The 12,362-nt window shown below is 43.1% G+C and carries 9 protein-coding genes; 2 read left to right on the top strand and 7 right to left on the bottom strand.

Annotation, left to right across the window (positions count from 1 at the left end; translation table 11 throughout):
* The first annotated feature begins 134 nt into the window (after positions 1–134).
* Positions 135–1,079, top strand: coding sequence for a GTP-binding protein (locus GT641_RS03525; RefSeq protein WP_161116820.1), 945 nt, complete (start codon positions 135–137; stop codon positions 1,077–1,079).
* 111 nt (positions 1,080–1,190) lie between these two features.
* On the top strand, positions 1,191–2,678 hold the full coding sequence (locus GT641_RS03520) for a DUF1846 domain-containing protein (RefSeq protein WP_008402298.1): 1,488 nt from the start codon (positions 1,191–1,193) through the stop codon (positions 2,676–2,678).
* 138 nt (positions 2,679–2,816) lie between these two features.
* Here the strand turns inward: GT641_RS03520 and GT641_RS03515 are convergent, their stop codons facing one another.
* The 7 genes from GT641_RS03515 to GT641_RS03485 all read right to left on the bottom strand — a co-directional run bounded on the left by GT641_RS03515 (position 2,817) and on the right by GT641_RS03485 (position 12,347).
* The gene (locus GT641_RS03515) at positions 2,817–3,386 is read right to left on the bottom strand and encodes a DUF6553 family protein (protein ID WP_161116819.1); all 570 of its coding nucleotides are present in this window, start codon (positions 3,384–3,386) and stop codon (positions 2,817–2,819) included.
* Between the two features lie 24 nt (positions 3,387–3,410).
* Positions 3,411–4,451 carry a galactose ABC transporter substrate-binding protein gene (locus GT641_RS03510; RefSeq protein ID WP_161116818.1) on the bottom strand — a complete coding sequence of 347 codons (1,041 nt, stop codon included), beginning with the start codon at positions 4,449–4,451 and terminating at the stop codon, positions 3,411–3,413.
* Positions 4,444–5,418 carry a substrate-binding domain-containing protein gene (locus GT641_RS03505; RefSeq protein ID WP_161116817.1) on the bottom strand — a complete coding sequence of 325 codons (975 nt, stop codon included), beginning with the start codon at positions 5,416–5,418 and terminating at the stop codon, positions 4,444–4,446. The genes GT641_RS03510 and GT641_RS03505 overlap by 8 nt, the downstream gene beginning before the upstream one ends.
* The gene (locus GT641_RS03500; protein ID WP_347562835.1) at positions 5,405–7,300 is read right to left on the bottom strand and encodes a sensor histidine kinase; all 1,896 of its coding nucleotides are present in this window, start codon (positions 7,298–7,300) and stop codon (positions 5,405–5,407) included. Before GT641_RS03500 ends, GT641_RS03505 begins: the two co-directional genes overlap by 14 nt.
* 19 nt (positions 7,301–7,319) lie before the next feature.
* Complete coding sequence (locus tag GT641_RS03495; protein ID WP_161116815.1) at positions 7,320–8,924, bottom strand: response regulator; 1,605 nt, start codon at positions 8,922–8,924, stop codon at positions 7,320–7,322.
* Positions 8,925–9,167: 243 nt separating this feature from the next.
* A complete protein-coding gene (locus GT641_RS03490) occupies positions 9,168–10,820 on the bottom strand; it encodes a galactoside ABC transporter permease (protein WP_161116814.1) in 1,653 nt (550 codons plus the stop codon).
* Positions 10,821–10,838: 18 nt separating this feature from the next.
* Complete coding sequence (locus GT641_RS03485) at positions 10,839–12,347, bottom strand: sugar ABC transporter ATP-binding protein (RefSeq protein ID WP_008402285.1); 1,509 nt, start codon at positions 12,345–12,347, stop codon at positions 10,839–10,841.
* Positions 12,348–12,362 lie beyond the last annotated feature (15 nt).

Genomic DNA, 12,362 nt, shown 5'->3' with positions numbered 1-12,362 from the left:
GATGCCACTTATGTGCCATCAAGTACCGGCGACCTCAAATGCCCCTGTATTGGCAAGTTAAGATACACAAATAACATATAGGTTACGAATGCACACACGAATATCATCTGCAAATACAGCAAGAGGTGATTTTTATGATTCAGATAGATTTGATCACCGGATTCTTAGGTTCCGGTAAAACTACATTTATAAGGAAATATGCTAAATACCTGATCGATCAGGGCTTAAATATCGGCATTCTTGAAAACGATTTTGGTGCAGTCAATGTCGATGCCATGCTGTTACAGGATATTCTCGGCGATAACTGTACACTAGAAATGGTTGCCGGCGGTTGTGATGCTGACTGTCACCGCAGACGATTTAAAACCAAGCTGATCGCAATGGGAATGTGTGGTTATGACCGCGTTCTGGTAGAGCCATCCGGCATCTTCGATATGGATGAATTCTTCGATGCCCTGCACGAAGATCCGCTTGACCGTTGGTACACGATTGGAAATGTTATCACAATCATTGATGCCACACTAGAGCAGAATCTCTCTGAGGCTTCCCGTTATCTTCTGGCTTCTCAGGTGGCACAGGCCGGCACTGTCTTATACAGTCATTCACAGGAAGTCACACCGGAACAGTTAGACTCTACCAAAGATTATGTAAAACAGTCATTTGACATTCTGCACTCTAAGTCCACACCAAAGCAGGTCGTTCTGGAAAAAGACTGGAAAGATCTGACCGATGAGGACTATAAAGCAATCCTCTCATCCGGCTATCAAGATGCCAATTATACGAAACTCTGGTTTGACGACAAACAGACCTACGACAGTCTGTACTTCATGAATATGGATTTTACAGAGGATTTCTTAAAAGAAAGCTGCCAGAAAATCCTGCACGATCCAGCCTGTGGTAAGGTCTTCCGGATTAAAGGGTTCCAGCAGCTCGCTGATGGAAGCTGGATATCCATCAACGTCACCCACCAGAAGACCGAGATTGAGCCGATCCCAAATGGGCAGGCAATCCTGATCGTCATCGGCGAAGGATTAAATCAGGAAGCTATAGAAGAATATTGGGGAAAATCGAAACCTTGAGTAAATTTTCTCTATATTTTCTCCCCTCTCTGTGGTATTCTCTTATAGGACACTTCATTTTCTTAAGTGTCCACCGTATATTGATTAATTTACGAAGGAGAATTTCAAAAAATGAAACGCATTGGCTTCGACAATGACAAGTACCTGTCCATGCAGTCTGCGCATATCAGGGAACGTATCGAACAATTTGGAGATAAACTGTATCTGGAATTCGGTGGCAAATTATTTGACGACTATCATGCCTCCCGCGTACTTCCGGGATTTGCACCGGACAGCAAATTACAGATGCTCTTACAGCTTGCAGATCAGGCAGAAATGATCATCTCGATCAACGCCGCTGATATCGAGCGCAATAAGATCCGTCACGATCTGGGAATCACATACGATCAGGATGTTATCCGTCTGATCGACGTATATAAAAAGAAAGGGCTGTACGTCAGCAGCGTGGTTATCACACGATATGCCGGACAACCATCCGCCGATATTTTCCAGAAGAAACTGGAAGCGATCGGCATCAAGGTCTACCATCACTATTCCATCGAGGGTTATCCGAATAACATTGACTATATCGTAAGTGATGAGGGCTATGGAAAAAATGAGTATGTAGAGACAACCCGTCCGCTTGTCATTGTTACCGCACCGGGTCCGGGAAGCGGCAAGATGGCGACCTGTCTGTCACAGCTCTACCATGAGAACAAGCGTGGCATCAAGGCCGGCTATGCCAAATTTGAGACTTTCCCAATCTGGAATATCCCACTTAAGCATCCGGTCAATCTGGCTTATGAAGCCGCTACCGCAGACCTAAATGATGTTAATATGATCGATCCTTTCCATCTGGAAGCTTATGGGGAAACAACCGTCAACTACAATCGTGATATCGAGATCTATCCGGTTCTGGCTTCCATGTTCGAAGGGATCTATGGTTACTGTCCATACAAATCCCCGACCGATATGGGGGTAAATATGGCGGGAAACTGCATCATTGACGACGAAGCCTGCAGAGAAGCGTCCAAGCAGGAAATTATCAGACGATATTATCAGTCTCTGAACCGTTTCGTTAAAGACGAAGCGACCAAAGACGAAGTATACAAACAGGAACTTATCATGAAGCAGGCGAAGATCACAGTCAATGATCGTGCTGTTGTTCCGGTTGCAAATAACCTTGCACAGGAAAATGGTTCTGCCGCCGCAGCCTTAGAACTGCCGGACGGAACGATCGTTACCGGTTCCACTTCCGATCTGCTCGGTCCTGCATCTGCTGTATTGTTAAATGCAATTAAAGTACTTGGAAACATTGATAAGAACACGCATCTGATCTCACGTACCTTTATAGAACCGATCCAGCACTTAAAGACCGGATACCTCGGCAGCAAGAATCCTCGTCTTCATACCGACGAAGTTCTGATCGCATTATCCATGTGTGCTGTCTCCGATCCAAATGCAAAGCATGCATTAGAACAGCTTCCAAAGCTGTCCGGCTGTCAGCTCCATGTATCATCGATCCTGTCTGCAGTCGACATGACAACCTTTAAGAAGCTCGGCATCGAACTTACAAACGAAGCCGTATACGAAGGTGCTGCTACGCAGGAGAATGCATAAAGGATCATAAAAAGCCAGATAAACACAATAACTAATGTTTATCTGGCTTTTTTATCTTATAACGCTCTTTTTATAACCGCATATTTAACAATATCCTGCATGTCCTGATAACTATCCAACACCATATCACGGACACCCCTACTTCTTCAGAAAATGCTCCCGGTTCGGGAATTCCTGTCGAAAGGCCTCAAGTGCAGCCTGTTGGAATACCGCAAACTCCTTATCCATATGAAGCATGTGCGGTGTGGCAAATGCGATCGTGCTGATCTGATCTGCGATCTTCTTTGCTACACTTTCATCAGATAACTGCCCCATGCCAAATACGACAGAAGTAAATCCACGTCCGTTCTTGCTGACACCGATCAGCTTCAGGAAAGCATTTTTTATCTCATAGAATACCATCTCCTGCTTCTCGATATCCAGATTGTCATAGCTTCCGAGGAATAAACCTGTCAGAACTTCCGCAGCCTGCTTTCTTTTCTGTGCGCCAAGTCTCATGCCACCACCTTCTGCGATATATTTCATCTGCATCAGATAGCCCACAAATGCATCATTCTTTGGTTTTCGTTTGCCATACCGGGCAATCCAGAGTTTCTCTCGGAATTCATCCAATTCATCCTTCGGATCTCCTGTATGTTCCTTTAGAAATGCCTGTCGTTTCTCAGCATCAATTTCATTATAAAAAGATTCAATCCATATATCCTGCATTTAGGCTAACCTCCTGCTACATAGTTATTTTTTCAAAAACTCATCCACATTATTGACATCGACCTTACGGTACTGTGCCATATAATACCGTTCATCCTCAAGTCCTAATACGCTCACATCATTTCCACGGAACAAGGCTACTGCAATCAGTGCAATCTTTCTCGCCTGAGCTTCTCTGTCATTATAGACAGTTCCTTGCATAGTGCCAAGCCGAACAGCTTCCAACGCATCATCTAATCCATCGATACCGAAGATGACCGGATAATCACTCTGCATATATCCGGCATTCTTATAAGCCTCGACTGCACCGAGTGCCATCTCATCATTATTGGAAATAACCATCTCTATCTGATCCCCATATTGACTGATCAACCGACTCATTCGGTTCTCTGCCTGCGCGCGGTTCCAGTCTGCAAACTGATAGGTCAGTTTCTCAAGCTTCACACCATTTTCAAGAATGGTCTTTACCGAACAGTCTGTCCGGCTGATCGCATCCTGATGTCCGGCTTCACCTTCTAAGAGTACATACTGGATCTTACCATCCTGATTGCGATCCACCCCCGGATGATTCTTTATATATTCCGCAGCAATCTCACCCTGCATCTCGCCGGACTGTGCTGCATCACATCCAACATAATACAGCCTATCCCATTGCAGCAGATCCTCTCTTACCGGCTCTCTGTTAAAGAAAATCACCGGAATATTATTCTGTCTTGCGAGTCTTATAATATTTGACGGAGCAGTCCGATCGACCAGATTTACACAAAGTACATCGCATCCGGCATCGATCATTTCCTCCACCACTTCATCCTGTTCCTGCTGACTGTTATCTCCGCTTCTGACTGATACGATAACCTTCATATCACTTGCTTCTAATGCTTTCAGATCCTCCTTCAATATATCTGTCATTGCATTGATAAACGGATCATCCGGCGTATATGTAACAACGCCGACCCGCAGAGTTCTGTCTTTCTGATTTTTCCTGCTGTCGCAGGATACCAGAGACATCATAACTGCCAATATGCATATACAGGCTATTATTTTTCTTGTTTTCTTTCTATTCATACGAATATAAAAACCTTTCTGTCTCTTCCGAAAACAGGTCATCCTTATAGATTACCCGTATCGCTTCTTCATGACTTTTTAATGTATATAATGGTCGTCCAAGTTCCTTTGCGATCTCATTTACACTCTCATAACCGATGCTGTATCCATCCGGTACAACAAGGCATTTAATCTTGTTGTAATCAAGCAGAGCAACGGATTTCATGCTTGTACCTACCCCATATATATCTGCCCCTTTATAATACCCATTTTCAGCATTTTCACCGAGTGTATCAAGAGCTTCTGTATCCATAGCTGCTATATAATCCACCGCTTCCAGGGAATCCACCGCCTTACAGGTATCTTTACCGCTATTCTGATTATACGTCCAGACAATCTCACAGTTATATCCTGCAAGTGCATCGGTAAGTCCTTTTACACGGCTGACACTTGCTTCAGTCTCTTCCCGTCCGACAATCACTCCGACCTTCTTGCCTGCCTGATTATCTGTATCATTTTTTATGATCTGCCTGCCGAGAGTATAGCCGATCTGATAGTTATCCGGCTTTATCGTTACAAATCCGGTCGATTCTGTGTCATCTGCCATATAAGCGTCCTCCGTTATCAGAACAAAGGTCTCTTTCTCCGCCTGCAAAGACGTAAGCATATCTTTTGTATCTGTTCCGGGAGCCGGACAGATGATAAATGCATCCACATCATTTTCAAGCTGTTCATCGATCAGCTCTTTTTCATCATCTGCACTTACGATCTCATCTGTATTACAGATGATCAAATGAATGTTATTTACCTGCGCAGACTGCTTCAGTCCATTAACCAGACCTTCCCATCTGGTATTACCGGAATCCGGAAGAATAACTGCCACACGTTTCTGTGGATTATCTTCCCGAAAGATCCGGTTGATAAATATGCCGGCAATGGCAACCAGGATCAGCTCTGCTATAAGGAAAGTAATTCTATTTCTCTTCATCTGTCACTCTCCCCTTTCTATAATTCTGTGTTTCAAGCTGTTCCCGATTCTCCTCTGTATATGGAATAGCCGGTATGTGGATCACAATCCTTGTACCCTCGTCCGGCTCACTGTAAACCTCCAGACCATATTCATTTCCAAACATCAACTGAATTCTGGAATGAACATTGATCAGACCGACACCGGAACCATGTTTTGGCACTTTGTTATTATCTTTTAATATATTCTCTACAATGTCCTCATTCATTCCCATACCATTATCTTCTACGGAAATATATATATCGTCGCCCTTTTTCTCTCCCCGGATCGTGATTTTGCCGCCGTCATCCTCATCCATATTCCCTACACCATAATAAATGGCATTTTCAAGAATCGGCTGAACGATCAGCTTTACTGTACAGTACTCATTAATCTCTTCATCAATATCAAATTCGATCTGAAAACGGTCCTTATATCGAACTTTTTGAATATTCATATAACTTCTGCTATGTTGGATCTCATCCGATATTCTGATCACCGTTCTGCCCTTTGACAGACTGATACGAAGCAGCTTTGCAAGCTCTGAGATCATAAACACCGCATCCAGGTTCTTCTTTGCTTCTACCATCCATGTGATGGATTCCAGGGTATTGTAGAGGAAATGCGGATTGATCTGGCTCTGCAGCGCATCCATCTCACTCTTTCTTCGTTCCGTCTGTTCCCGTATGATCTCCTGCATCAAAGCTTCGATCTGTTCATAGGATTTCTGAACGGAATATCCCAGATGACGGATCTCGGACGATCCACCGATGTAGATATCTGTCGGACCACCTGCCTCATATGCTTTGACTGATTCATTTAACTTCAGAATCGGCCTGGATATCTTCTTCGAAATAATACGGTTCACCCCTAAAAGCATCATCATAAGAATGATAACCGTTGTAATGATATAATACCGGAACCGGTTGATGCTCGCGATCTGTACACTTTCCGGAACTACACCGACCACCTTCCATCCGGTATAAGCAACACTGTTTACGATCACATTGCTTGTCCTGCCATTGACCGTAAGTTCATATGTCCCATCCTCATAGGTTGCTGCATTCCTATATTCTTCTTTGAAATATCCTCTGTCCATATCGGTTCCGCGCGGATGATAGATCATCTGACCATCACGGCTGCACAGGTAATAATAGATGCCATTTGACGCATCGTTAATCCGTGCCAATGTATCCTCTATCACCGAATATTTCATATCGACCAGAAGGACACCACTTCCCGGCTGCTCACCATCGTTGATATCAACTGAACGGCTGAGAGATACAACCCAGTAATATCGATATGTGCCATCGACAAACAGATTCTGGATATGCGGTATAGAGAAATGAATATTCTCGATATCTGCCTCTGCATCCTGATACCAGTCCTGCTCCGACGGTTCCACAGCATCCTTCTGTACCGTGACCGGTTCTGCAGTAAGAAGATTCCCTTTATCATCATATAGCGCCATACTCTGGATCTTATCGGCATTGATCTCATATAACAGACTGAACTGCCGGTTAAAATCCCGGCTGGAAATATCATATTCCTGAATAATATTATAATTCACCGCATTCGTGATCTGACGCACATTTAACAGATCTGCATCCAGCTTTTCAACAGTATTTTCCACCATATTTTCCGTATTCGTGACCGCAGTCTGCTTAATCGCCATCTTAAAACGATTATACAACAGCAGACCCATGATAACTGTTGTGATGATCGTCAGGGCAGTAAGCACTGTCATAATGATCGACTGAATATCAAAACCTATAAATCTGCCGTGATAAAACCACCCCCGAAGACGTCCGATAATAGAACTTTCATTTTTCTTCTTTTTATTCTTTCTTATATTCTTCAACACGCTTCCCCTTATTTATCCTTTATTTTTTCAGATGCTCCGTTCTGTATTTGGATGGCGAAACCCCAAAACGCTTCTTAAATACATAACTGAAATAATTTGCATCAAGATAACCGACCCGCTCTGCAATCTGATAACTTTTCTCATTCGTTTCGAGAATCAGTTCTGCCGCATGATCCATCCGGTAATCGGTCAGATATGTTACAAATGCTTTTCCTGTCTCTTTTTTAAATACACTGGAAAAATAAGAATTCGATACTCCAAGTGCCGAGCACACTGTATCCAAGGAGAGATTCGGCTCCATATACCTGTCATGCACCAGATTCTGCGCATCTGTAACCATACGTCTCGATGTACTGTTTCTGGCATTTTTCAGCTCCTCACTGATGGCTTTTGCCGAATCGATCATCCACGCGGTTAATGTGCTTTCATCCATCTCCGGTACACGTTCGTATGGATTTCCGACATTACCGCAAAACTCATTAAAATCTATAAAATTATTAGCACAGAATCGATAAAATGCTCCCACCATCTCCATGATCGCAAGGTTATACTGGTTCACGGTCTGCGCATTATTATGAAGCTTCTCCACTTCCTTCCGCACCGACTGTTCAAGTGTCTCCGGTACTCCCAGATGAATAGCCTTGAACAGATCATGCATCTTTGTATCCTCCGGCTGGATCAGGATCTCCTGCTCCTTCGGTGCGATCTCACCAATATTGATCGCACGGCTCGTTCCATATAACACACGATAAGAAACTGCTTCTCTTGCTCCATCATAAGAAGAATTAACGCTGATCAGATTATCACAGACTCTTCCGATTCCTGCAGTCACAACAGCTCCCATAACACGATATGCCCATTTACAGAATCGGTCACAGGCATCTGTAAATGCAACTACCATTTCTTCCGTTTCCAGTTCTATGATCATAAGTGCATTTCCCAGATATGTGAACATATGATTCTTCCATTCCGGTGCTAAACGATCCTTGATCTCATGCTCGACTGACATGGCAAGCAGCAATGGATTCATACCATCCGGAACATGATGCTCCGAGGTATGAAAGATCGCGCAGCAATAATACGGTCCTTTCATATCAATCTGATACGCATTCAAAAACTTCTCGCAATATTCTTCATTTACACGACCCTCGATCAACGAAACAAACAGATTCGTCTGAAGCACCGGAAGGGAATCCTTCAGATAATTCTCAAGCTTTGTTACATTCAGACGCTCTTCTCTCTCCTTATCCAGAGTCTTTTTCAATCGTTTCATACATTCCGTAAGCTCCAGAGCATTGATTGGCTTCAGCATGTATTCCTCTACTTCCAGATGAACAGCTTCCTTCGCATATTCAAACTCATCAAATCCTGTAAAAATGATGATATGGATATTCTGATATTCTTTATTCAATCTCCTGGCAAGCTCCAGTCCATCCATATATGGCATCTTGATATCGGTTATCACGACATCCGGCTGCTGCTTCTCCACGAGCTCCAGTGCTTTCACACCGTTTGTCGCACTTCCAACAACTTCAAATCCTAATATATCCCAATGAATTCTCTGTTCGATCGCATCGATTACTTCCACCTCGTCATCGACGAGTACCACTTTATAATTATCCATATCTCATTCCTCTTCTATTCTTTCTATCTGTTCCTTATTATAACAAATCTACGTTCAGAATGAACCCCAAAATCCCGTTTTACTATATATATCCAAATAAAATAACAGCGTACTCCTGATATTTTAAAAGCCGCTCCGTTCAGTCTGGAGCTTGCATCTGTCAGCCTGACAGAAAGCACATCAAAGACGAACGGAGCGGCTTTTGATTTATATCATTTTTTTGTGAGCGATTATTACATTTCCTTACTTCTTCTGTACATACTTGAGACAGTCAAGAGTTACAGCCGCAAGGATGATGATACCTTCGAAAATGAACTGAAGGTTTGTATCAATACCAAGGATTGTCAGTGAGTATGTTAGTGATGTGAAGATAAGTACACCAGTTACAACACCGGAGATCTTACCGATACCACCTGTAAATGATACACCACCAACTACACAGGCTGCAATGGCATCCATATCCCAGCCCTGTCCATAAGCGGCACTACCGGAACCTACCATTCTGTTACATTCAAGCCATGAACCGAATCCGTAAAGGATACCTGCAAGGATGAATGCGCCAAGTGTTACTTTGAATACTGAGATACCTGAAACTGCTGCTGCTTCCGGGTTTCCACCTACAGCGTACAGATTCTTACCAAATGTTGTCTTGTTCCAGATGAACCATACAACAATGATTGCTACGATCGCCCAAAGAATAATCGATGGGAAGCTGCCAAATGTAGGGATGAACATGCTAGGGATTGAAGAATCAATCGCACCGAATGATACACCCTTTGTTGCGTATGTTACTAAACCAAAGATAATCAACATGTTCGCCATGGTTGAGATGAATGGATGCATCTTGTACTTCGCCATGAAGAAACCTGCGATACTTGCAAATACTGTTGTAAGAATTATACAGGCTACCAGTGCAAGAATTGCTCTAGGAGCGGCCGAAATATTTGAGAAATCAAAGATATGTCCGAATACGCCACCTGTGTTAGGGCCGTTATGCATGATGATAGTTGCTGTAACCATACCCATACCTACCATACGTCCGATGGAAAGGTCAGTACCTGTAAGTAAGATCAGACCGGCAACACCGAGTGCAAGGAACATTCGAGGAGATGCCTGCTGTAAGATATTCAGGATATTGGTAACGGTTAATAACTGTGTATTCTTAACGATTGGTGTGATAATACAAAGTGCAATGAAGATCAGGATGATTACGATATACAGACCGTTCTTATAAAGGAACTGGGATGTATTAAATGTGTATTTGTAATTCTCGATCTTCTGAGCCTGCTTCTGACCAAATGTGTATTTGGACATCCGTAAGAGGTCGATCAGATGGAACTTATGTGCAAATGCATCATGCTTTTTGTCTTTGATCTCCTGTAATCTGGATTCATGAGACATCTGTGCATCAAATAATCTGTTCTTATATACATATTTTTCATCTTTGATCTCGTCTGCAGCGGACAGCTTGGCAAGTGTCTGTTCGTGTTCTGTCTTGATCGTTGCACGAACCTTCTCATAAGCTTCGTTTTCTGCTGCTTTTTCTGCCTCGCAGCTTGCAACTACTTTATCATAATATTTGCTGTTATAATTCTCTGAAAGGTACTTTTCTGCTTCTGCGATCAACTTGGATACCTTATCCTTGTTTGCTGCTTCCACGCTCTTTGCCTTTTCAAGTCCAGTCTTTGCTGCTGCAACTGCTTTTGCTCTCTCATCCTTTGATAAGTTCTTGTCTTCCTTCGCAATTGCGATCTGGTTCTTATAGCTCTGAACCTTGTCAGATCCGTCTACACGGAGTGCATCGATCTGTGACTGTATTTTTCCTACATATTCATCAATCGGCTTCAAAAGCGCTGCTTCTGCATCGGCCGAAAGGATCTTACTTTTATCTGCCATAACCAAAACTCCTCTCTATTACAAATATTTCGCACTAAGTCTTAATAATTCTTCCTGGTTGGTCTCTTTTGTATTTACGATTCCTGCAAGATGACCGTTCGACATAACACCGATACGGTTTGTGATACCAAGAATCTCAGGCATCTCTGAGGATACAACGATGATCGTTTTACCCTGCTTTGCCATGTTGATGATCAGTTCATAGATCTCGTACTTGGCACCTACATCGATACCTCTTGTAGGATCATCCATCATAAATACGTTAGGCGAACGCTCCAACCATTTACCGAAGATAACCTTCTGCTGGTTACCACCGGAGAGGTTTGCGATCATATCATCCGGTCCCATACATTTTGTATGCATGACCTTGATCTCCTCTGCGGTTGCACGAACCATATCGTCATGGCTAAGCGCGATTCCGCTCTTATAATGGTTCATATTTGCAATTGTTGTATTAAATGTGATATCTGCTTTCAGGAAAAGTCCGTTTGCTTTTCTTTCCTCTGTGATCAGGGCAAAACCATGATCCATGGCATCCTTTGGTGATGAGAAGTTCATCATCTTGCCGTTATAAAGTACATTTCCTGCTGCTCTTGTACGCATACCAAATATGGTTTCAAGGAGCTCTGTACGACCTGCACCTACCAGACCATACAGTCCGAAAATCTCACCCTTCTTAACATCAAATGTGATGTTCTGGAGCTTTGGTGCATACTTTGTTGACAGGTTCTGTACGGAGAGAACTGTCTCACCGGGCTCATTGTCTACAGGTGGAAATCTATTGTCAAGAGAACGACCAACCATTGCGGAGATCAGTTCGTTCATGTTTGTGTCCTTACTGTCTTTTGTCATTACCAGACTACCATCTCGAAGAACGGATATCTGGTCACAGATCTCGAAGATCTCATCCATTTTATGTGATATATAAATCAGGGAAATTCCCTGCTCTTTTAACTGTCTCATCATCTTGAACAGCTTTGCAACCTCAGGTGCTGTCAGTGAGGATGTAGGCTCATCAAGTACAATTACTTTTGAGTTGTAAGAAATAGCCTTTGCGATCTCACACATCTGACGCTGTGATACTGACATTTTCTTCATCGGCTGTGTCAGATTTACGGTAATACCGAGCTTTCTGAACAGATCTGAAGCTTCTTTTTTCATTCTTCCCTCATCGATCACACCGAGGGAATTCTTTGGGTAACGTCCCAGGAACAGGTTGTCCACAACGCTTCTTTCAAGACACTGGTTAAGCTCCTGATGAACCATTGCAACTCCGTTTTCAAGGGCATCCTTTGGACCTGAGAAGTTTACTTCTTTACCATCTAATATTATAGTTCCTTCGTCCTTCTGATAGGTTCCGAAGAGACATTTCATCATTGTCGATTTTCCGGCACCGTTCTCACCCATAAGACCCATGATCGAGCCCGGTTTCACATTCAGGTTGATGTGATCCAGAACCTTGTTTCTACCGAATGACTTGCTCATGCCCTGAATCGATAAGATGTATTTATTCTTATCTTCTGCCATATCTCTACTTCCCTT

Source organism: Clostridium sp. BIOML-A1 (genome assembly GCF_009874105.1).
GTDB lineage: Bacteria > Bacillota > Clostridia > Lachnospirales > Lachnospiraceae > Coprococcus.
Note: the sequence above shows the minus strand (reverse complement) of the source record. Positions and strands in the feature narration are given on the sequence as shown.